At 50.8% G+C, this 23,538-nt stretch carries 18 protein-coding genes; 8 read left to right on the top strand and 10 right to left on the bottom strand.

Annotated elements, in window-relative coordinates; genetic code table 11:
• Nucleotides 1–122 precede the first annotated feature (122 nt).
• From CVV44_22495 to CVV44_22470, 6 genes are all read right to left on the bottom strand, one after another.
• Nucleotides 123–1,277 (bottom strand): glucokinase, encoded by a 1,155-nt coding sequence (locus tag CVV44_22495; protein PKL35572.1) that lies wholly within the window; start codon nucleotides 1,275–1,277, stop codon nucleotides 123–125.
• The gene (gene fucP, locus CVV44_22490; protein PKL35585.1) at nucleotides 1,234–2,565 is read right to left on the bottom strand and encodes an L-fucose:H+ symporter permease; all 1,332 of its coding nucleotides are present in this window, start codon (nucleotides 2,563–2,565) and stop codon (nucleotides 1,234–1,236) included. The genes CVV44_22495 and fucP overlap by 44 nt, the downstream gene beginning before the upstream one ends.
• A gap of 29 nt (nucleotides 2,566–2,594) precedes the next feature.
• Nucleotides 2,595–3,749, bottom strand: coding sequence for a hypothetical protein (locus tag CVV44_22485; protein PKL35571.1), 1,155 nt, complete (start codon nucleotides 3,747–3,749; stop codon nucleotides 2,595–2,597).
• A gap of 104 nt (nucleotides 3,750–3,853) precedes the next feature.
• A complete protein-coding gene (locus CVV44_22480) occupies nucleotides 3,854–6,277 on the bottom strand; it encodes a hypothetical protein (GenBank protein ID PKL35570.1) in 2,424 nt (807 codons plus the stop codon).
• A gap of 220 nt (nucleotides 6,278–6,497) precedes the next feature.
• Nucleotides 6,498–7,691: a hypothetical protein gene (locus tag CVV44_22475; protein ID PKL35569.1), complete on the bottom strand. Its 1,194-nt coding sequence runs from the start codon at nucleotides 7,689–7,691 to the stop codon at nucleotides 6,498–6,500.
• A gap of 112 nt (nucleotides 7,692–7,803) precedes the next feature.
• Nucleotides 7,804–8,943 carry a hypothetical protein gene (locus tag CVV44_22470; GenBank protein PKL35568.1) on the bottom strand — a complete coding sequence of 380 codons (1,140 nt, stop codon included), beginning with the start codon at nucleotides 8,941–8,943 and terminating at the stop codon, nucleotides 7,804–7,806.
• Between the two features lie 225 nt (nucleotides 8,944–9,168).
• On the opposite strand from CVV44_22470, the gene CVV44_22465 reads away from it, so the two are divergent.
• Entirely contained in the window at nucleotides 9,169–11,457 is a 2,289-nt protein-coding gene (locus CVV44_22465; protein ID PKL35567.1) for a hypothetical protein, read from the top strand.
• Nucleotides 11,458–11,584: 127 nt separating this feature from the next.
• Nucleotides 11,585–12,742: a hypothetical protein gene (locus tag CVV44_22460; protein ID PKL35566.1), complete on the top strand. Its 1,158-nt coding sequence runs from the start codon at nucleotides 11,585–11,587 to the stop codon at nucleotides 12,740–12,742.
• Between the two features lie 75 nt (nucleotides 12,743–12,817).
• Here the strand turns inward: CVV44_22460 and CVV44_22455 are convergent, their stop codons facing one another.
• Together CVV44_22455 and CVV44_22450 are read right to left on the bottom strand one after the other, a co-directional pair.
• Nucleotides 12,818–13,066 carry a hypothetical protein gene (locus CVV44_22455; protein ID PKL35565.1) on the bottom strand — a complete coding sequence of 83 codons (249 nt, stop codon included), beginning with the start codon at nucleotides 13,064–13,066 and terminating at the stop codon, nucleotides 12,818–12,820.
• Between the two features lie 239 nt (nucleotides 13,067–13,305).
• On the bottom strand, nucleotides 13,306–14,055 hold the full coding sequence (locus CVV44_22450) for a hypothetical protein (protein PKL35564.1): 750 nt from the start codon (nucleotides 14,053–14,055) through the stop codon (nucleotides 13,306–13,308).
• 252 nt (nucleotides 14,056–14,307) lie between these two features.
• Between CVV44_22450 and CVV44_22445 the strand changes: the two genes are divergently transcribed.
• Complete coding sequence (locus CVV44_22445) at nucleotides 14,308–15,342, top strand: hypothetical protein (protein ID PKL35563.1); 1,035 nt, start codon at nucleotides 14,308–14,310, stop codon at nucleotides 15,340–15,342.
• 67 nt (nucleotides 15,343–15,409) lie between these two features.
• Here CVV44_22445 and CVV44_22440 read toward each other — a convergent pair whose 3' ends face one another.
• On the bottom strand, nucleotides 15,410–17,545 hold the full coding sequence (locus tag CVV44_22440) for a hypothetical protein (protein PKL35562.1): 2,136 nt from the start codon (nucleotides 17,543–17,545) through the stop codon (nucleotides 15,410–15,412).
• A gap of 180 nt (nucleotides 17,546–17,725) precedes the next feature.
• On the opposite strand from CVV44_22440, the gene CVV44_22435 reads away from it, so the two are divergent.
• The 3 genes from CVV44_22435 to CVV44_22425 all read left to right on the top strand — a co-directional run bounded on the left by CVV44_22435 (nucleotide 17,726) and on the right by CVV44_22425 (nucleotide 19,412).
• A complete protein-coding gene (locus tag CVV44_22435; GenBank protein PKL35561.1) occupies nucleotides 17,726–18,343 on the top strand; it encodes a TetR/AcrR family transcriptional regulator in 618 nt (205 codons plus the stop codon).
• A 114-nt stretch (nucleotides 18,344–18,457) separates the two neighbouring features.
• Nucleotides 18,458–19,084, top strand: a complete 627-nt coding sequence (locus CVV44_22430) for a threonine transporter RhtB (GenBank protein ID PKL35560.1) — start codon at nucleotides 18,458–18,460, stop codon at nucleotides 19,082–19,084.
• 64 nt (nucleotides 19,085–19,148) lie between these two features.
• Nucleotides 19,149–19,412, top strand: coding sequence for a hypothetical protein (locus CVV44_22425; GenBank protein PKL35559.1), 264 nt, complete (start codon nucleotides 19,149–19,151; stop codon nucleotides 19,410–19,412).
• Nucleotides 19,413–19,457: 45 nt separating this feature from the next.
• Here the strand turns inward: CVV44_22425 and CVV44_22420 are convergent, their stop codons facing one another.
• Nucleotides 19,458–21,503: a hypothetical protein gene (locus tag CVV44_22420; protein ID PKL35558.1), complete on the bottom strand. Its 2,046-nt coding sequence runs from the start codon at nucleotides 21,501–21,503 to the stop codon at nucleotides 19,458–19,460.
• A gap of 177 nt (nucleotides 21,504–21,680) precedes the next feature.
• Here CVV44_22420 and CVV44_22415 point away from each other — a divergent pair, with 177 nt between their 5' ends.
• Together CVV44_22415 and CVV44_22410 are read left to right on the top strand one after the other, a co-directional pair.
• Entirely contained in the window at nucleotides 21,681–22,511 is an 831-nt protein-coding gene (locus tag CVV44_22415; GenBank protein PKL35557.1) for a hypothetical protein, read from the top strand.
• Between the two features lie 36 nt (nucleotides 22,512–22,547).
• A complete protein-coding gene (locus CVV44_22410; protein PKL35556.1) occupies nucleotides 22,548–23,531 on the top strand; it encodes a radical SAM protein in 984 nt (327 codons plus the stop codon).
• The last annotated feature ends 7 nt before the right edge of the window (nucleotides 23,532–23,538 follow it).

The following is a 23,538-nucleotide window of genomic DNA, read 5'->3' as shown; positions in this document are numbered from 1 at the left end:
ATATCATCTATTTTTGTTGATAAAACAACATAACAAAAAGGCCGTCCAGAATTTTGTTCTGAGACGGCCCCACTACGGTACGGGCCCGGTCAGAGAGCGGCCGGAGATGACACTGAGTTGATTTACTGCACAGACCTCCCCCTCTCCTGCGGGATATGGGGCCGGGGGTTGAGGCCAACTCCATACTCAACAGCCGCAGCAGCAGCCCCGTAGAGCGATACGGAATAATCCGTTACGATATAAACCGGGGCGGTCTTGAGGAACTCCCGCATGGCCCGGTTGTAGCTCTGCTCGAAGCAGGCCATGAAATGGCCCCTGCCGATGATGCAGTCCATATTCTTGGCCGCAATGCCCCCGGCGATGTAGACGCCGCCCGAGGGCAGAAAAATGGCGCTGAAGCTGCCGGCTACATGGCCCAGTATCCGGGCGAAAAGACGCATGGTCTCACGGCACACAGCGCTTTTTTCTCCATAGGCCGAGATCAGTTCCGCTTTTTCACCGTCGGGAGCGGCCATAACCGCTGCATAGCCCTCATCGGCGGGAAAATTTCTCGCCCGGTTGAGGAATTTGAAAATATTGACGATTCCCGGTCCCGATAGAAACGGTTCGATGCCGGGCTTTACAAGCGTATTATTGGTGACGAAGGTTTTAAGGCGAGTCGTCTCCTCATCAAAGGCGGCGAAATCGGAATGGCCACCTTCCGAAGGAAAGGGAATATAGGAGCCGCCGCCGGGTACCATGTAAGATACGCCAAGCCCGGTGCCCGGGCCTATGACGAGCTTCACCCCCGACGGATCGGGGCATCCCGTATATCCATCGGAATGCGGTACCGGGACTATTGATCCCGGCGAGGCGTGATCCAGGAAGGGAATTCCACGGCTCACGGCAATAAAATCGTTAATAACAGTCGTTTCCATGCCCAGAAAATCCTGGATTTCTCCTCCGTCTATATGCCAGTTCTGATTCGTAAGCTTGCAGGAGTTTTCGCTAACTGGACCGGCCGCGGCGATACAGCATCGTTCCGGCGCGATGTGAAGGCCCGTTTCCATCAACCTGCCGACGAAACGCGCTATGGATTCCGTGAAATTGCTCACGGCCGTTGATTTCTCTTTTCCTTTGGCGATAATTGTACAGTCTCCTTCGCAGAATCCCATGAGACCGAAATTCACATTGGTGCCGCCCACGTCGGCCACGAGGACGGTTCGGTCGAAGTTTTCACCTCTGTTCAGCACTTCACACTTCATACTGCAGCGCCCCCTTCTCTTTTTCACAGACATCGGCACCCTTCACACTGAAAAACACGATATACAGGTAACAGACAGCCGGCAGCATAAATGAAGGCTGGATGCCCGCCCTGTCAGCGATGAGTCCCTGCAGGAAAGGAACTATGGCCCCTCCCACGATGGCCATGCAGAGGATGCCCGATCCCTCGCCGGTGTGGGGGCCCAGGCCCCTGATCGAGAGACTGAAGATCGTGGGGAACATGATGGAATTGCACAGGCCCACGAGAAGAATAGCGACCATGGACACATTCCCCCGGGTCAGCACGGCCGCCAGGACCAGGAAAGCCGCGGCCGAAGCGTTGAAGGCCAGTATTCGCCGGGGATTGATCTTCCGCATCAGGGCTGAACCGATAAACCGGCCCACCATGGCCCCGCCCCAGTACCAGCTGACCAGTTTCCCGGCCGATATTTCCGAAAGGCCGCCCATATTGGACTGGCCGAAAAAGTTCACCAGGAAGCTGCCTATGGATACCTCGGCCCCGACATAGAGAAATATGCCCAGGGCGCCCAGGACCAGGTGCCGGTATTCCCACGCGCTTGTTTTCCCTTCACGGTCTCCTTTCCGGGAATCACCCGTTGTTTTTTCCCCGTCTTCCGTTTTCCCGATGTCGGGCAGTTTTATAAAGGCAAAGACGGCGGCGATAATAAACAGGGCGGCGCCCAGGCCCAGGTACGGGACCTGTACGGCCGCGGCCTGGACCGCGTGATGAGCTTCACGCTCAGTCCCGCTCATGACAGCCGTTTCCCCTGTAGTTTTGACCGCCACGGCCAGTATGAGCATGGACCCGAAGTACGGGGCGATAGTGGTGCCCAGGGAATTAAAGGCCTGGGTAAGGTTCAGCCTGCTGGAAGCCGTCTCCTCCCGGCCCAGCACTGTCACGTAGGGGTTGGCCGAAACCTGCAGAAGTGTAATCCCCGAGGCCAGCACGAAAAAGGCCGACAGGAACATATAGTATGACCGGTATGCCGCCGAGGGATAAAAAAGAAAACACCCCGTTCCGGCGATGAGAAGACCCATGACAATGCCGTTCTTATATCCCACCTTTTTGAGTATATACCCCGATGGCAGTGACATGAGAAAGTAGGCGCCAAAAAAGCAGAACTGCACCAGCATAGCCCGGGCATAGTTAAGTGCAAATACCGATTTAAGGTGAGGTATCAGTATGTCATTAAGACAGGTAAGGAAACCCCACATGAAAAAAAGGCTTGTCAGTATGGACAGTTCCCTGGTATATTTTTTTTCACCCGCTGCTGCGGAGCGGGTTTCTCCCGTACTTATCATCATCATCCCTCCCTTATGCCCCGTATTCGTTATAGAAAATCGTAGCGTATGCGGATACGCATACTGTATATGTCGTTCGTATAGGCATTTGAAACGCCGAGCCCGTCGATATCTGCAAGCGCCCAGGAGAAGACTCCTTTCACCGTGAGCCCCTCAAAGGGCAGCCGGTAAAGATAAGAAACAAAGGGCTGCAGGTGCGTCTTATCATCGAGGTTTTCCGCTTTGTAAGTCGTGTAATGGCAGCCCAGGCCGATGCTGTTCCGCCAGAAATCGATGTCGGCAAATCCACCAAAGCTGGTAATTGTATAGGTCCCGGCCGTGTCCATGACCCCCGTGGTAGTGTAGGAGTCCCGGCTGGCACGGGCGAAGTTTACACCGGCGGTGATGAAATCTGTATTATACTGGAGCCTCCCGCCGTATCCCGTGACTTCCGATTTTGTTTTACTGGCCGTGTCCCTGGATTTTTTTAAGAGATACTCCATGCCGGCCACGACCTGGAAGCGCCAGTATGAATAATCCACGACGGGACGGATGCCAAAGTCGTTCTGGCTCGCCGATTCCTGGCCGTAGATCCCGGCCACCTCGATTTTCAGGTCCATCATGTCTATTCCCTTCAGGGGAAATATGTGAAACGCCACCTGTCCCGCATCATCGGCATGTCCCCGGACATAGTCTACCTCGTACAGGTCAGGCGCGTCAATGGCACCGGCGTCCTCATCAGTATAGAGCTCCAGGCCCTGGCCTTTATGATACAACTCATAGGCCAGAAAGCGCCCGATCTGCACATCCCAGTATTTATTTCCGCACTGCAGGTAGGAATCGAGAGTGTCGATATCTTTTGGCTCATCAACATGGGATATTATCTCGGCACGTGCCAGGACATAATAATCTTTCAACTCCTTCCGGTAATTGACTCCCAGGACCAACCGGCCCTGGAGTGATGTATCGCGATAGTCCTTATCGGAAAGTCCGTCGTAGGCAAAACGGTAGCTGGGGTCCACCCAGAAATATCCGTCCAGGCTGAAGTTGCCCAGAATTCCGGTCTCCCGGGCCGTCGTTTCCTTTGCGGTATTGTCTATCCCGGGCTGAATGTCCGTATTCTCCGTATCCTGGGCCTGAATGCCCGTGACTGTTGTGATCAGTATCGTGAACATGAAAACAATCGATTGTATTATTCTTCTCATTGCGTCTTCTCCATACATATAAGCATTATTTATAAAATCCCGGACCCGCCCTCACCATACCACGATGCATTAGCCTCGGATCATGACAGGCGGGACCGTACTGCTCAGTTCGTAATAATGAACGTCGCCGTCTGCATACGGGGATCACCCGTATCGGACGAGGGACCGACATAGAGCCCGTAGACCATTTTCTCCACAACCCATGCCTGCAAGGCCGGGTCATAATAGGCGAGTTTCGACACCGGCACCGTGAGCGTGACGGTTTCAGTATCTCCGGCGGCAATGGCGACACGTCTGAAAGCCTTCAATTCCTTAACGGGGCGGCCGATCGCATCACCAACGGCAGTGTTTCCGTAACCCACGTAGAGCTGGACCACCTCTTCGCCTTCACGGCTTCCCGTATTGGTCACATCGACGCTTACCGTGAGTGTTTCGTTCTCATCGAGGATGTTATCGTCAATGACAAGGTTCGAGTAACTATAATTGCAATAGCTCAGTCCGTAGCCGAAGCAGTAACGGGGCTCTACCCCCTTCCGGTCAAGCCAGCGGTAGCCGTGATAATAATTATAGTCGACGTTCATGCTGATATTGTCAAAGGGAGGCAGGTCCGATTCGTTTTCAGGAAAGGTCTGGCAGAGCTTGCCGCCGGGATTAACATCGCCGAAAAGAATTCTGCCCAGGGCGATCCCGCCCTGCATGCCGGGATAGAAGGCCATAATGAGCCCTTTCAGGCTCGCATGATCGACAAAGTCCTTCACTATGACGGCCCCGCCGCTCTGGAGGATCACGATAACGCTGCTATTTTCAGCCAGGGACGCGTTGACATTGGCCTTGTCATAGTCGTTCAGCTCCAGGCTCCCCCGGTCTTTATACTCCCCCTCCTCTCCCGTGCCGCCCTGTCCCATGGAGGCGAAAAGGTCATTGGGCACATAGCCCGTAACGACAATGACATAATCGGCGTTCTGCACGGCCGTCGTGTTGTCAGCCACAGTGTCCTGGTGCGTGACCGTTATGCCGCTCCCGGCGATATACTCAATGCCCTTTGTTATGCTCACGGCCTGGTTATCATAGTCGATGACGCCCAGGTTGGTAATTTCACCGTCGCCGTCAAATACGCAGTCGTTCCCGTTCGGTACATTATCGGGAGGCGAAACCCAGCTGCTGCCGATATCTCCCGTAAGAATATTTATATACAGGTCCCCGCCGGCATAGCTGCTCTGGTCCCTCAGAAAAAAGGTTTCGGAATAACGGCCCACAATGGCGATTGTTTTCCCGTTCAGGGACGCGCGGTCCAGGGGAAGCGTGTTATCCCGGTTTTCCAGGAGCACAATGCCCTTTTCCGCAGCTTCGCGGGCCAGCGCCACGTGCTCCGTCGATGCCAGCATGTCCTCATCGAGGGCGGTTTCATTTCTTTCTACACCGCCCTGGCCCCAGGGATGGTCAATGACACCATATTCGATCTTTTTCATGAGAATACGGAGCACAGCTTCGTCCACCAGGTCCTCGGACACGAGGCCGTTCCTCACGGCGCTCGCCAGGTTGGTACCGTAAGCATAAGGATTGCTGTCCGAGAGTTTCAGGGGATTGCTGAAGGGCATCTCAATATCAAGTCCGGCCCGCAGGGATTCCACGGTGTCCGTTGCGGCAAACCAGTCCGACAGGACATATCCGCTGAATTTCCATTCGTCTTTCAGTATACTGCGCAGCAGGTATTCCGACTGGCATGAATAGGTCCCGTTGACCCGGTTATATGATCCCATGAAGGCCGCCACGTTCGCCTCGTCCACGGCCATTTTAAAATGGGGCAGAAACACCTCGCGGAGCGTTCTTTCATTCAGCCGGGCGTTTACCTGTTCCCGCGTATTCTCGATATTGTTTGCGGCGAAATGCTTGACACAGCTCTGGACGCGCCAGGTTCCGGCGGGCGGATCGGACTGCACGCCCTTTATGAAGGCGACGCCCATACTGCCCAGAAGAAAAGTATCCTCACCGTACGTTTCCTGGCAGCGGCCGTGGCGAGGATGCATGACCTGGTTGATGGTGGGCGCCAGTAACACATGAGCGTCCATGGCGCGAACCTCATCGGCAATGGCCCGGCCTATCCTGTTTTCCAGATCCGTATCCCACGACGAGGCCCGCAGGGCTGCCACGGGGAAAGCAGTTGAATTGACCATGGCATTGTTCATGGAACGGGCGCCGCGGGGGCCGTCACGGTAGACCATTTCCGGTATTCCCAGGCGCGTGAAAGACGTATCGCTTGCAGTGTACTGGGCAAGGAGGCCGAACAGATAATTTTCATTACTGCCGCTCATCTGTTCCACCTTTTCCTTCAGGCTCATTTGATCCATGAGATCATGGACCTGGTCCTCCAGCTCATAATTGTCGGTCAGGTAAATATAACCGGCGCTTTTCCCGCAACCGCCGGAGGAAAAGACAAGGCAGACCAGTATCAATGAAAACAGCCCTGCGTGAAACAGGCTGTTTATTATCTTTAATCTTTTCAATTTTTTCAATTCCTTCAATGGCATGGCGGTTCATAGCTCCTTTTCTTTATCTTCAGCACTGCGCAAACGGGTCTGCATCCCGTGAAGCATGCACGGAAAACGATGGATTGATTTACAACAGATTTTATAGCCTAAAAGCGGAAAGGAATCTCCTGATTCATTGATACATCAGGATTTCAGGCCGGGCAATCACTGATATCAGTAAATGCGAACAGGGATATGCGTTCACGGCCGGAGTGCTTCGTCAGGAATGGTGCTTTTTTCTGAATTCCGTGGGGGTTTCTTCTCTTATCTTCTGAAAGGCGCGGTTAAAGGTGCTGAGATTTTCAAAGCCCACGGCAAAGGCGATGTGGACAATATTATCGGGAGTCTCTATGAGCAGTGAAGCGGCCTTCTCGACCCGGAGACGGTTTATATAGTCGTTTATCCGCTCACCGGTATACATTTTGAAATACCGGCCCATGTTGTCGGGGTTAAGATTCAACATGGCAGCCAGTCCTTCACGCGATATGGCCGATGTATAATTTTCGCCGATATAGGCCATGGCTTTTTCCATTTTTTCTTCCGTTGAACCCGATATTGACCAGGTCAGCGGCTGCCTGACGGCAGCATCGTGCTGCAGCAAATCCTCTTCCCGGGTTTTTCGCCGGTTGTTGCGGACAACGAGGATAAGCGAGGCTGCACCGAATACAATGGCCAGGACCATATAGATAATGAGGTGGTTTTTCCGGCTATGCTCCTGCAGCACCGCGCTGCAGTCGCAGAAGACCACTTCGAGGGTTCCTATAAAACGGTCTCCCCTGAAGAGCTTTTTATGTATTTTCAGTTCTTCCGTTCCCCCCGCCTCCCGTTCAAGGCGCACCAGCTCTATCCCGCTCTCCTCGCTTATGCGGATGGCTTTTATATCCTGATCCTTGAAGAACGACGATACACCGGCCTTCAGGGAACTGATATTATAGTCCCAGATATGGTCAATACTTGACGATGCTATGAGTTCGGCGACGCGTTCCGTGTTTTTCCACTTCGAGGCGTTGGAAACCGTAATTTCCAGGGTGCCGATTTTCATGCCTTCAACGCTGAAGGGTTTCTTCACTTTTATGCTCGTCGTACGATAGGATTGTTTGGCCGTGTTAACCAAAACAGCGCCGCTACCGTCGCGGATGATAATGGATTCGATATCCATATCCTCCATGAATGACTCGGCCGTGGACCGCATCGCCGCTCTATTCAGGTCCATCATGTTTTCCAGGTTGGTTGAAATAATGAGGGCGGCCAGGCGCTGCCCCTTTTCAGCAAGACTTTCCCGGTCCCCTGAACTCCACCTGATGGAAAGAACGCCAAGGGAAGCCGATATGGTAAATCCCATGACCAGCACAATGAGGACCGGGCTGGAAGGAAGCCGGGAGATATGCAGAAATAGTTTTTTCATTACTTCCATTGTGCTCTTGATAATATCCTGGATGAGGCGATATTCCTCTCCGGCACATACTCGCACCGAAGGGACGCCCGTACAAGCGTAATTTTACGCCATGCTGCCCTAATCCTGACCATCATTTTTCCAGGAGATCCGCCGCATCGAACCGATACTGCTCTATGGATTCGTCATATATTTTCGAGTAGCGTTTAAAGTCAAGGGTATCGATATACTCCCGTGACCGTATTTTCTTATAAGGAAGAACATCCTTCGCGGTGACCATGTACATGGGAGTTACAAATGTCGTTTTTTCCCGGGCGAAATCCTTCCCCCGGAAATAATCGTGAATGAGAACCATGGTCCATGCCCCTTCGAGATAATGGCCTCCGGCAGAAAGAAAAACATCCCCCTCCTCCACCCCTTTGAGGCCTCCGGCGGTCCAGTCCGTGCCGCAAATAATAATATCACGACCGGGAACCAGCCCCATCTTCCGGGCGCCGCGCGCCACACCAAGAGCGATGCTGTCACAGACGGTCCAGACAACGCGTGTTTCCCGGTACCTGCTTTTTTTTACCAGGATGAACTTCTCGGCGGCGAGGAAGCTCATATAACGCGTGGTGAAAACCTGTCGCAATTTCACAACGGGAAACTTTTCCAGGGCTTGTTTCAGGCCCGCAACCCTGGTCTGCGAGGCCTGGTCAAACCCGATGCCCGTAAAGGCTATCATGTCCACGGGGGCGGGCCATCTTTTCAGGGCTTCCTGACTGAGCAGAACCCCCTGGCGGTATCCCACATCAATATCGTCGGGATGGATATCACCGATCCAGAACCGGTATTTTTCACGGGGCTTTCCCATATCATCCGATGGAAGAAACCCCGTATTCATGGTTATGGTGGGGATCTTTTTCAGCTCTCCGAACTGGACAATAAACCGGGCGCTTTCAGAACCTCCCTGGCATATAAACACGTCGGGTTTAAATGTTTCAACACAGCGGTTGAGCTCCCTTTCCATTTTTGCCAGATCCAGTTCCATGGAAAAGGTATCTAGGGTGATACCCAGGTCACGGGCGGCCTTTTCCATACAGTAATGCATGTCGGTAAAAAGAAGATCGCAGAGAAATTCATACTGGAGGATCTGCCTGCCGCCATAGATGAAATAGGCCGCTTTGATCCGCCGTCCCGCGATCTCCCCACGCCCCGGCATGCACAGGACCGTCACGATAATGGCGCACCAGAGTATAAACGGTTTTCCCGTATTTTTTTTAGTATATCTCATAAATTTTCAACATCCGGCCATACTATTTCAACACACGCCCTGAAATAGGGTCGTAAAAGGCCATAAATTCATACTTTTACGCAATATTTGATATATCAACAATTGCCCAGCCTCATTTTTTGATATATCACGGAATCATGAGAAATCCCTTTTGATTAATGATACCTTCTGGACGGTTTCTGTCAAACATAATTGTTTTTAATTCCAAACAGGAGGTTCTCACTTATGGTATCAATGAAAAGGATGATTCCTTTACTTATAACTCTTCTTCTGTCACCGGGCCTTATGATGTGCGGCGGAGGCGGCGGCAGTAATAATGATGCATCAACACTGCAGATATCTTCCCTCACCCTGTCATCGGGAACGGAGGATATACCCCTTTCTCCCGTCTTTGCTCAGGATACAGCGGCTTATACGGCCATGGTAACCAACGATATCACCGATGTGGACGTAATTACGGTTACGGACCCGTCCGATGCAACGGTCACCGTAAGCGGCAATACGGGCTTGCATGTCGGTGCCAACATAGTTCAGGTTACCATCACGTCCGGGACGGACACCCTGTCCTATACCATCAGCATCACCAGGGAACAGAGCGCGTCAGCACAGCTATCCATTGACTCCCTGACCCTCTCAGCCGATGGCTCCCCTGTAACCCTTGACCCTGTCTTCGACCCCAATGAGTTTCTGTATGCAGCGGAAGTACCCAATGACGCAACTTCGGTAGATGTTGTTGCTGTAACCGATCCTGCTACGGCAACCGTAACGGTTACGGGCAATATGGATCTTGTGGTTGGCGCCAATACCGTAACAGTAACCATCGAATCGGGTGACGAGTCATTGACCTATATCATCACCGTTACCCGGGACGTACCGCCCCTGGAGATCACGGCCCTTACCCTTTCGGCCGACGGCGCTGCCGTTGCTCTTACTCCGGCCTTCAGCCAGGGAACAACGGCATATACGGCCGGTGTGGGTCCCGATGTTTCTTCCGTGACTGTCGAGGTGACACGCAATTACGCCGAAGCGACCGTGACGGTTACGGGCAATACGGGCCTTCTGACCGGAGACAATACAGTAACTGTTACGGTTTCCCATGACAGTGAAAGCTATACCTACACCATTACTATAACAAAAGACGTGAAACTCGGCGTCAGCGGTATCACCGTCACGGCCGATGGGAATCCCGAGATTTCTCCTTCTTTTGTCGAGACAACAACATTCTATACCGCCTCTGTGGCCAGCACCGTAAGCTCCGCGGACATTGCCGCCACGGTCACTCCTGCCGGTGCAACAATCACGGGCGACGGCACTCTCGCTCTCGTGGAAGGGAATAATACGGCTGTCATCACTGCTTCATACAATGGTCAGACAGCGGTATATACGGTCGTTGTGTATCGCGCTCATGACTACAGTGATGAAGATACCGGCGGCCCCTTTACTCTCAGTCAGATATCGCTGACCGACCTGGAGATTGAGAGGACAGCGAACGGCAAAACCTGGTCGGTTCCCCTTTCACCGGAATTTTCAGGCGGGGTTTACGCATATACGGCCACTGTTCCAGCCGGCACCACAACTGTCACGCTCTCACCGGACAAGCAGGACAGCCTTGTTTATAACAGCAACTGCGATGTGGTGGTAAATGGCACGGAAATGGATTATTCCGGCACGGTAACGATCAACAATCTCACTGCGGGCCTGAACACCATTGAGATCGTTCTCCGACGAAGGGCATCTATTATAAGCGGTACTATTGTCGCGACCAGGGTTTATACCGTGTACCTTACGGTTTCAGAACAGACCTTCGACTGCACGGCATGTGCCACAACCGGATATGATTATCCCGCGTGCACGTCGACAGACGCTCCCGGCTGCAGCGGCAATTACGCCATGAATCAGCAGACCTTCCGTGAGTACGACTACATGATGGGCAAGGGGTATGTTGACGGACAGGTGAATATCTGCGACGACTTCACTGATTTTCTTGAAGGTGAAATGTACGGCACGGGCGGCGTTATACCGGCCACGGGAAAAATCGTCGACAGTGGAAGCTTCTCCAACGGCGACTTTTTCACCGTGGAATGGTATGGCTATGACGAGTGTTACCAGAAGGCCTATGATTCACTGAACAGCCTTCTGTCGCTCATCGGCGGCCTGCTTCCGTCATATTTTAATGTCAGCAATGTCATGAACTTCGATTTTTACGGCTATTCCCGGATGCAGGTTGTGGGCGTCCTGAACACCGCGGATTTTCCCGGCCTTCCTACAGATAATGCAGCCACGGCCGATGTGGATGAAAACGTCGTGGGCCAGTACTGCATCATCCATCTCATGGACATGCCGACCCGGGCCGAAGCGGAAGCGGTTTCCTTCTTCACCACCGACGCCGAGATCGCGGCAGTGGTATCGTATTACGCCCGGTATAACCCCGATGATACCGCCACAACGGGAACTCCCCCGGCGGGCTATGAGAATATAAGGAAGATCTATTTCCTGACCCCGGGAGCGAAATAATCCCGGGATCGGCAGATTTTATTCTTGCCGTAAAATACATCATGGATACTAATAGAAACGGGTGCTCCCCATAAAAGGGAGCCCCCGTTTTACTTTCTACAGTCACATCGTATCACGGAGGCCGGCAATGAAGGCATGCATATTCTCACATTCCCTGCAGGGCGGGATTGCAGATCGAGGGACAAGGCGGCATATCAGGAAGATATGCCTGGGCATAGTGTTGATTCTTGTCACGGCGGTGCTTCCGCCTCTCGAAGGAACACAGCGGAAAATCACCCTTGCTTTCTTTTCGCCGCGCGGTCCCGAAGATATGTTCTGGAGCAAGTTCACCGGTTTCATGCAGGAAGCAGTGAACGATCTGGACATGACCATGAACATTCATTACGCTTACGGCAATCACCTGAAAATGGTGGAACAGGTGAGAAAAACGATAGAGGCGGGAAACACCAGCGTCCTGGTTTTTCAGAACTTCAAAAAGCAGGGCCCCTTTATAATGAGAATGGCCGAGGAGGCGCGAATCCCGGCCTTCGTAGTCAATGCCGGGTTCCAGGAAGATGAGGATATGGGGAAGCCGCGCGAAAAATACAAATACTGGATTGGAGAACTGGTTCCCGACGACGTCGAGGCCGGATACCGACTTGCCATGATACTAAGCGGAAAGGCCCGGAGAGCACCTGACGGAAAAATCCACATGGTTGCCCTCTCAGGCAATATCGCCGACAATGCGTCGATCGAACGTGTCGAAGGATTGAAACGGGCCGTGCGGGAGCGCAATGATATAATTCTCGAACAGGTATTTTCCACGAACTGGAGCGGCATCGTGGCGCGCGAAAAATTCTGCCTCTTCAAAAAGAGCCGGTATCCCCAGGCTTCAGTGATATGGGCCGCGGGAGACGCCGTGGCTCTCGGCGTTGTGGAAGGAGCCTGGGAGCTGGGCTGCAAAATCGGCTCGGACATCATCACCGGCGGCATTGACTGGAGCCAGGAGGGACTTGAGGCGGTCAAAGACGGAAACCTCTATGTATCGATCGGCGGCCATTTCATTGACGGGGCCTGGGCAGCCGTGCTCATCCATGATTATTTCATGGGACATGATTTTGCCGAGGACAATGTCCTCATTAAATCGAAAATGTTTCCCATCACGAAATACAATGCTGATACGTACCTGAAAAAGCTCCAAAGGGAAAACTGGTCAAAAGTGAACTTCAGATCCTATTCCAGGGTTTACAACCCCTCTCTCAGAAAATATAACTTCAACCTGAGCACGCTCCTGATTCAGATGTGATTCAATGCCCCTGTAGTGAATGGTCGGCACCTGGTAGGGAACGGTTTGAAACCGTGCCCTACCAGGCGTCCGGCATCAATCCACGGTTCCCAGTATTGTATAATTCGCAGCGTCGCATGACGATGAAGTGCCTCCCACCTCGCATCCCAGGGCCTTGGCCTTTTTTCTTTTATCAAAGGTATCGTCGCCTTTATACTTAACGTAGGTGCCCGATTTGCCGCTGCAGATATAACAGCCGGTATAATCCTTGGAAACGGCCATGCCCAGCATGAGCATGGAAATCCCTATCATGCACCCCAGGGAAACAGCAATAATCTTTTTCATACATCCCTCCTGAATAGTCGAATTGCGGATAAATCCGCTTTTTATAACATCTGTTATATTGTAGTAAAATAAAGACAGGATCAAAAAGGCAATAAAATATAAACCCTTGTGAATATACCATGGAAACCGGTCCCATTTCAAGAAAATTATATCGATTCATGTTTAAATCCACAAAAAATAAAAAGGGTATCCCCACGGGGATACCCTTTCTCACACAATCATTCCTGCTGAAAACAGCTTTATTTTGTTATCAGGGCCTTCAGGGATCTGATATTGATCTGGCCCAAAATATCCTTCCGTATTTTGTCGTTGCTGGCTTCCACGATAATGATCATATTTACCACGGCATTTATCCTGTTGACCGGTATCTGCGCCACCAGGGCACGGTGGTCCCACTCGGGAGGCTGTTTCACGGTCCAGTTCCCCAGGCAGATGTATATGACACCATTGGCATCCTGAAAAGCGTTATCGGCCCCGGCAATGGTTATACTTTTAAAAAGGGAGAGGTTAATGCTCCCCTGGTCTCCTGAACCGCCGAATACTCCGCCCTGGTTGATCACCACCTTGATCGACCCGGTCCCCACACCGCTGCCCTTCATGCACTCCTGGAAGGCAAGGGCCGCTTTCAGCTGATCGGCATCACCGGGACCCGCGTTCTCCATTAGTTTTGAGCATTCCTCTATACCTCCCATGTTCTCAGCAGTTACCTGCGTGGCGTAGGTGGCATATACCTCGGAATCTTTTACATACTTTTTTTTATCACAATCCATGAAGTAATCTTCCGCGGGACTTTCCTGGAAGGTTGGATAGTAGCCCGTCATTTTCGGCAGCACTGCCTTGATTTTATTCAATACAGCCGCCGCATAATTTTTTTCAGATGCCGACAGCGGGACGTTTTCTCCCTCGCAGCCGCCGTCGGAATAACCGGGATTCCCGGTTACCAGCAAAACAATAATACTAAAGAGGATATACATTTTCAGGGCTTTCATCGGTTCCTCGCAAATATCTGAATTATCTGAAGAATCCATGGAAAACCGTGAATTCTTACGCTATTGGATGGAATGAGGCACTGCATCAACGGAAATGTCAATTAATATTTCCCGGGGATTGGAGCTGATTAATACAATATTTTTTCTGCAAAGATGTCCGGATTATCTACCTTGTTTGTAGTACTTTTAAAGAGTCGTTGTCATACGACGAATACCTGCTCTTCAAATTTCCAAGGGATGTTCTCTGTTAACATGCGCATCAATACAAAATCATATACCGCCATGGGCGAAAAGGGAGGTTTAAACATGAAAAAATCACTGCTTATTCTAACACTGTTTTTTGTGCCTTTTATTTATTCCGGCTGTGAAGTGTCACAGGATTCATCCAATGACTACACCGCCGTTGTTGAAGATACGGCTTCCGTAATTGCCGCTTCTTATTCCACAGCCAGCTACGACGATCTGGCCGTCATGGAGGAAGCGGTTGATGCCGTTGGACCTGTCAGGAACGGTACATGTGACGGAACATGTGACCACACCTGCGATCAGGATTGCGACTGCACCTGCGATCAGAACTGTGATCAGGATTGCGACTGTACCTGTGATCAGACGGGCGATCAGGACTGCAGCTGTACCTGCGATCAGAACTGTGATCAGGATTGTGACTGTACCTGTGATCAGAATTGTGATTCTCTCTGCCTGCTGGAGCCCTATGTAGCCCATCACCGTGTGATGAACGGATACAATAGGAACGGTTCCGCCGATATCACTTTTACCGTAGCGTATTATGACATCGACGGTGAAGAACAAGATACCTATGACGCCCTGACCACGGAAAAAGTCGTTTGGAGCGATTCATTCACGTCGGAACTGATCACGCCCGTGCTTGTTAAAAGCGTAACCCGTACACACCAGTTCGACATTACAGGCCTTGTCGGTGAAAACGAAACCATCACTATCAACGGGACCGGTACTGCCGACAAGACGGCAACCAGGACGCACCCCCTGGACAAATTTATCCATTCATACCACATGACATTGTCAAAAGCATACGGCGATGTAATATGGTCTACGGACAGGGAGACGTATCCCTATCCCTTGAGCGGAACGATTCACCTTGTCATTAATGTGGAAAAAACAGCCACGACCGACGACAAGGAAGTGGAAAAGACCTTCTCCCTCGACGCGATGATAACCTTCAACGGAACCTGCTATCCTGTACTGGTGATTGATAAGGAAAAAACATTCATCATAAACATGACAGACGGTACTGCAGCGGAAGAATAATCTCTTACAAATCTCACCATTCTCCGATCCCTCCCCCGCCTGCGGGCGGAGGGATTTATTTTTATCCTCACCGTGAAATACTCTCCGTCATTTTTGCACCTTTAATTCTTCCCCTGGCATCAAGCACAAGGGCTCCCGATTCAGAATTAAAAACCCTTACAGGATTGAGGTCCAGTTCGCACAGGCCGTCGCACAGAAACATGAGATGTGAAACTCTCTGAATGATATCGATATAAGCCTCGATATCGCTTCTCCCCCGCCCCCGCGCGCCCCTGAGAATCGACGTGCATTTCAGCTTCATCAGTTTACCCTCGATCTCCTTCCGCGAAGAAGGACAGAGCACCCTGTCAATATCCCTGAAGACTTCGGTATATATTCCTCCGTAACCAAAAACCACGACCGGGCCGAAAGACTCGTCACGAAGCGCTCCTACAAACATGTCATGTCCGGGCTCCGCCATCCTCATAAGCCGCATTCCTTCAATGCGGGCATCGGGGCACATGGACACAACGTTTTCCCTGATATCGCCAAAGGCCTTCCGGGCCGCATCTTCATCGCGGATATCGATTACGACACCGCCCGCGTCACTCTTGTGCAGCACATCGGGCGAAACTATCTTCATAACCAGAGGATATCCCGTCTCAGATGCTGCCCGTGCCGCCTCTTCTTCGTGCCGGACAACACATGAATCCATGACCGGAATCCCCGCAAGGCCCAGTAGTTCGAGGATCTCCTCTCCCAAGTCCCCCTCATGGTCATGCAGCCATGTATTAAGGGCTTTCTCGTCCATATCAGTCCGTGATGCTGCAGGTTTTTCTTCTCCCCTTGCCATCCTGGCATGGAAATCGGCCTGAACGCGAAGCGCCTTAATCATTTCCTCTGTCCTGCTGAAAAGGGGATAATCAAATTTTCTGCATATTTTCACATGAGATGTCTGCGGTGAAGACATACTTATTCCCAGGGGCTTACCTGTGGAATTTATTACATCGGCGGTCTCAGCGGTGATATCGGTGTAGAACATCTGTCTGAAAATACTGCTGTCATCATCGGGGAAAAGCGGGAGGGCGTGACCATATATGGCGCCGTCGACATTTTCATTACTGAGAGCGTTACGAAAAATTTCCGGGTAAGCCCTGACATTGTAAATATCACCCATATCCAGGGGATTGGAAAACCGAATGACACCGGCATTGGTATACTGATTCAGCCCTTCATAGAACTCCCTTCCCGGATCAGCGAATTCGAAGCCATACTGTTCGCACAGATCGGCCTTTATCACCGCAGCGCCTCCCCCCGGAGTCATAACCATAAGCCTGTTGCCCCGCATGGGAGGCAGGCTGAAAATTTTCGCCATGCTGATAAACTCGTGAACATGATTTATCCGTATAATACCGGCCTGTTCGAAAGCGGCATTGACGATATCGTCGTCGTTACTCATGGACGCAGTGTGGCTCATTGCGGCCCGCGATCCGGCGGCCGAGACATTGGCCTTGAGCGCTATGATGGGTTTATTTATTTTTTTTGCCGCCTCCACCAGGCGCCGGCCGTTGCCGATACTTTCCAGGTACAATCCGATCACCGTAGTCCGCGGGTCCGTGCCGAGATATTCCAGAATATCAGCCTCGTCGATATTGAGTTTGTTTCCGATACTGGCGAACTTGGCCATTCCCACATTTTCGTCGTTCATTATATTCCAGAGCACCAGGCACAGCCCGCCGCTCTGTGTAATAAACGAAAAACCTCCCTCGCCCATTTTCCTATGCGGAACAAAAGGAAGGCAAATTCCGCTGTGAGCGTCCGCCACGGCCAGTCCATTGGGCCCCATGAAGCGTATACCATACTTCGCAGCGACCCCGGTGATACTGCGGGCCAGGTCTTCGCCGTTTTCCCCCGATTCGTTGAATCCGCCGGCAAGGATGGCTATCCTTTTAACCCCCAGCCTTCCGCAATCCTCCATGGCCGACGGAATAAAACGCGCCGGGATCAGCATGACCGCCAGTTCCGGCACCACGGGAAGGTCTTCCAGACAGTTATGGACGCGTATCCCCTCCACCTCTTCACCGGCATGTCCAGGTGTGACACCGAATATGGCGCCCTGATATCCCCAGCGAAGGGTATTTTTCAGAATGTATGCGGGGATATTGATGTTTTTCGAGGTAAGACCGAAAATGACCATGGATTGGGGATCAAAAAATGATTTCATAGTAACATCCTGGTGACAATTTTATGCCGGCCAAAAGCAGGGACGCACACAAACACCCTGGTGCAGCCGTATTTAAATATTACGATAATCAAGTTAGTTAATTTTACTAACCTAGTCAAGCAATAATTTAATTAATTTCACTAACCTGTTATTAATTACTTTACAGGCCAGACCATACTTATGCATATCTGCTTCATGAAGGATTCATCATTAAAAAAACTACCTCCCCCGGGCAGAAAAAAAATCATTGACGCCCTGCGGGTCCTGCTGGAATCAAAGGATTTCAGTTCCATCAAGATAGCTGACATCGCCGGTACTGCCGGCGTCACGGAGCCGCTTATATACAAGTATTTTAAGGACAAACGAGACGTGCTTCACAGCCTGCTCCAGGAATATCTTGAAATATCGCTTAAGAACAGTACGGATGAATTAAATAAAATCAGCGGGTCCATCAACAAGCTCAACCATTTCATAAAATATTATGTTCGCTCCTGCGACACCGACCGGGTTCTGGCCAGGGTGGTCCTCCTGGAAGTAAGGAATTCTTATGATTACTATGAAAGCGCGCCTTACCATCTTTTCAAAAAATACGGGGAACTGATTCTTTCCATCATTCAGGAAGGAGTTAAAGAGGGGGAATTACGGGAAGATATCTCCCCACTGGCCATGAGACATCTGCTCTTTGGCAGCATTGACCGGGCATGCCTTAATCCTGTCATCTTTAACACAAAATTCAACGTAAACGCCGTAATCCGGGAAATGACCACCCTGATTTTCGACGCCTGCAGAAAGCGATAGTCAGACCATATTCCCCGATATATACTTGACGCAAATGCCGCGAATATTCATATACTGGAACACATCCCGGATATATGTATTCCCGTGGATAATCATCCCTTACAGGTAACAGTCATGATCGAATACAATGCCCTGCTCATGTTCATTTCGGCCTCCCTGCTGCTGGCCTTCGCGCCGGGCCCCGACAATATTTTTGTGCTCTCCCAGTCCATCGCCTATGGCAGATCGACGGGGATTAAAATAACCCTGGGGCTGTGCACCGGCCTTATCGTGCATACCGTCATTGTGGCCCTGGGAGTCTCCGTCATATTCCGTACATCCCTCATCGCCTTCAACATACTGAAGTACGCCGGTGCCGCATACCTGCTCTATCTCTCGATACTCACATTCCGTCACGCCTCAAAGAGTTCTGATTTAAAAAACACCGGCGAAAGCCCGTCGCTGCACCTTTACCGGAGAGGAATAATCATGAACATTACCAATCCCAAGGTATCGATCTTTTTCATGGCCTTCCTCCCCCAGTTCGCAAATCCCGGGAACGGCTCCATGACGCTCCAGTTATTCCTCCTGGGACTTATCTTCATTGCCGTAACCATGCTGGTCTTCGGGCTCATCAGTTTTCTCGCAGGCGCCATTGGCAAATGGCTGTCACAATCGGCGCGGTTTGAAAAAATACTGAACCTTTTTGCCGGAACGGTTCTGGCGGCCCTGGCGGTAACACTGGCCACAACACGACAATAAAGACAACCGATACCCCATACAACGGTCACGGCTATATAAAATTATAAATAAAAGGAGAATTCCCATGAGAAACAGAATTTTGATTTCGGCCCTGGTTCTTGCCCTTTCCTTTTCCTTCACCGGATGCAGACGGATCATCGGCCTGCTTTCAAAATTCGGCGATGATACGGTAAAACACGGTGACGAAGCTGCGGAAATGATAGAAAAGACCGTCAAAAACGCCGATTCGGAAACAATCAAATCTGCCGGTTCCGATATACTGGGAAAAACCATTGATGCGGCAGGGACTGCAAAGGACGTCACTGAAAAACTAAGTGATGATGAATAAAGGACGGGGCCGGTAAACGGATTGTGCTGCCTCAGGCAGGTGACGTCATTTCACCGGAACAGGCCTTGTCTGACTTAAGGGTAGCCTTATACAGAACCTGGCTCCCTTGCCCGGCTCTGACTCAACGGAGATGGTGCCGTGATGATTGTTGGTGATGATAAAATAGGACACGGAAAGTCCCAGGCCTGTGCCTGAACCCGGCTCTTTAGTTGTATAAAAAGGTTCAAATATACGGCGGATCCTGTCCCTGTCGATTCCCGGACCATTATCGGCGATATCGAGAACGGCAAACCCGTCTCTGCCTAAAAGAGTGATGCCGATCTCGGGCCTGAAATGCGGATCAATGATTTCCGAGATTGCATATGCCGCGTTTTTCAGAAGATTGATGATAACCTGTTCTATTTCGGTTCCGACACAGTCAATCTTCGGGGATGGTTCTTCATAATTTCTTACGATTCTGATTCTCCTGAAATCATATTTTTTCTTCAGATCGTAATCTTTCGAGGCCAGGTCAATGCTTCGTTCAACCAGGTCCTTCAGTACATGCGGTCTGGGTGATGATTCACTTCTCCTGCTGAAGCTGAGCATGTTTTTCACTATCTCCGAGGCCCTTTTACCGGCCTCCTGTATACCGCCGATATACCTGAAGATGCCCCTTTCGTCCAGGAACACGCGTACCATTTCCAGAGACAGACCATACTTTTCCGCTATCGCCGCATTTGCCGCCCTTCCCGCGGACAGGCGGTTTTCCATATTCTGCGCGCTGCTCAGTATTATGCTCAGGGGATTGTTGATCTCATGGGCCATGCCCGCGGCCAGTCCGCCCACGGTCATCATTTTCTCCGTCTGAATGAGAATCTCCTGTGTTTTTTTCCTCTCGCTGATGTCACGGGTGACGCCGATAATACCCACGGCTGCTTTCTCTTCATTGCGAAGAAAGGATACCTTCATTTCCACGGGCAGAATCGAACCGTCCTTCCGGATCTGGTCAACATCCAGCGTGACATACCGGTCGGGATCGGCTGTACCGGAATTTTCCAGCTCTACCTGGACTTGGTATGCCCTGGCGATTCTCTCAAAGGACTCCCTGGTATTGAGTTTCTCCGGCATCAGGTTCATGGCCTCTTCAACGGTATAGCCGTACATATGATAAACGGACGGGCTTACATATTGAAATTTCAAGTTCATGTCCGTTGCCCATATAAGGTCCGTCACATTATCGGCAAGAAGACGATACCGGGACTCGCTGGCTGCCAGCCTTTCCCTCGATGTCGAAAGTTCCCTGTTAACGCTTGCCAGCTCTTCAAGGGCCTTCCCCAGTTGTTCATTTTTATAGAGAATGGCATTTGTCCTCTCCTCAACCATGGCCTCAAGATTATCCCTGTGCCGGCGCAGCTCGTCCTCCACCTTCTCCCGTATCTCCACTTCATTGCTCAGAAGTGCGTTCACAGAATCTACTTTTGCCTTCGCCTCCACCAGCCTGTTTCTTTCCATGACCAGATCGGCCTGTTCGGACCTCATGCCGTCACGGAAAAGCTCTTTCACCGATTCATAATTATAGGTGAAGAGCAGAACCAGCAGAAGCGTTCCCAGGTGACGGATGACGAAGGGCGTCGGATAGCGATATGCATCGGTGAAATGCCAGGGATCAATGAACAATAGTAAGCACATTGCAAAAACCAGCACGGTCCAGTAAAGCCCCTCGCGCCGTCCCATAAGAAAAAAAGCATAAGAAGGAAACGCTATCACCCATAGGCTTGCCGTTCCTTCGACGGCACCGGTATACAACCAGTAGGTGAGAATGCAAACAAGGAGCAGTGTCGTAATGCGGTAAAATATCAGTCCCTTCCTCATTCTCCGGAGTAATAGTATAAAAAATATAAGCATAAAGCAGAGTGTTATATCACTAAGACCGAACGAATAACTGCCTTTCATGGTCCAGATACTACCGAATATCAGAAGAGGTACGATAAGGAGGAGCAAAAAAATCACAAAAAGGCGGCGCCGACCCGTCTCTTCCACATCCTGTTCATTCCGGGGAATGACGGATGAAAATAGTATCTTATTAAACAATTCTCTGGTTTTTCCCATAACCGCCCGGCTATATATATTGATCCGCAATTATCATATACTCAAAGCTTCATGTCAACAACTGGTCACTATCTTAGAAGAAAAAAGCATTGAAATTATGATACTGCCTGTTGTAGGGTAGCATCAATTCTAACATTAGCTCAACCTTATAAATGTTCTTTTTTGTAATAGGGGCGTATGATGATAAAAAAAATAACCCTCGGCTTCCTTATTCTGCTCATTATTCTGACGGGCTGTCGTGAACAGGCCATCACCGGAAACGGGCCCCGAATTGGCATCACCTACGGGAACATTCAGTGTAAACTACTCCGCCTGGGAATTGACATCAACGAGCAATATAAAACAGCTCTACAAAAATATGGCGCCGGCATCATAATGATCTCAGTTAACGACACCGATGAAGATGCAGGCCGGAAATTATCACTCTGCAATGGAATCCTCATTCCAGGCGGCTACGATATTGATCCGTCCCGGTACGGCGAGAAGCATGACACCAGACTTGAAGCAGTGGACACGGCGCTGGATTCCCTGGAATTCCGGGTTCTGGCGTATGCACGAAAAATGAATATTCCTGTATTGGGCATATGTCGCGGAGAACAGATGATCAATGTTTTTTACGGGGGAACACTATATCAGGATATCCCCTCCATGCTCAGGAGCGACAATCCCGTGCCGCACAGGAATCAGGTTAATCTTGTCTTCTATAAACATGCTACGGCATGTTATCATGATATTGTCATTGAGAAGGGCACATTGCTTAATGACCTGTTTGGAGAAAAAGTGATATCTGTAAACACCTATCATCACCAGGCTGTAAAAAATACCGCTCCGGGATTCCGTGTCTCGGCCCGTTCTGTGGATGGTTCAGTTGAAGCCATTGAAAACACGGGAAAGCAGTTTGTCATGGGCGTTCAGTTTCATCCCGAAAAAATGATTGATGATAATCCATCGATGCATGGGATATTCCGGCTCTTCATTGAGAAACTTCAAACTCCTGCCGTAAATTAATATTACAGTGTATATGAAAAGAACGGGGCATTCGATATGAAATCACTCACCATCAACCGCCTGGAATCGGGCGGTCTTATAACCAACTATTATTGCTCTTCCCAGTGCCGTCACTGCCTCTATGCGTGTTCACCCCGGTGGGAAAAAAAGTATATTAAAATGCCGGAAGCGCGGGAGGCCTTTAGAAAAATAATTGAGCTTGGCTGCTACTCCATCCATATAGGCGGTGGAGAGCCCTTCCTCAATATTGAATCATTGAAACAGGTACTAAAAACGGCTTACGAAGAAAATATCCGCATCGAATATGTGGAAACCAACTCGTCATGGTACCACGACAGGGCCGGGACCGTGGAAATCCTTTCGTCTCTGAAAAAATTCGGACTCTCTACACTCCTCATTTCCATGAGCCCCTTTCACAACGAATACATCCCCTTTTCCAAAGTCAAGGGCGTGCTGGAAGCCTGCGAGGAAGCCGGCGTATACACGTTCCCCTGGGTCCAAAACTTTTATGACGACATCAACTCCTTTGATGATACGAAGCCCCATTCCCTCGATGAATACCTGCAGGCCTTCGGCCCTGATTATCTCCGGCAGGTACCCTCGCGCGTATGGATGCACATGGGCGGCAGGGCAATTACCCTTTTTCAGGAGAGCCTGCCGGGGATCGACACTGAAGAAATTATCGCATCCTCACAACCCTGCGACGAACTGGCCGATGTAACTCATTTTCATTTTGACTGCTTCGGCAATTACCTGCCGGGACTCTGCAGCGGCATGGCCATCGCCAGATCCGATCTGGGCAAACCGCTCGATAGCGGGAAGTACCCCTTCATCACTATCCTCCATGAACAGGGCATCGGCGCCCTGTTGGAATACGCCCGGAGGGAGCACGAATTTATTTCAAAAAACCACTATATCTCGAAATGCCATTTGTGTCTCGATATACGCAAGTATCTTGTCCTGGCCATGAATGTCCAGTCAGCGGACCTGGCGCCGGAGGAGTTTTATTTATTTACCTGACACCTTT

Source organism: Spirochaetae bacterium HGW-Spirochaetae-1 (assembly GCA_002839375.1).
Classification (GTDB): Bacteria; Spirochaetota; UBA4802; order UBA4802; family UBA5550; genus PGXY01.
This window is presented reverse-complemented; position numbering and strand designations above follow the sequence as displayed.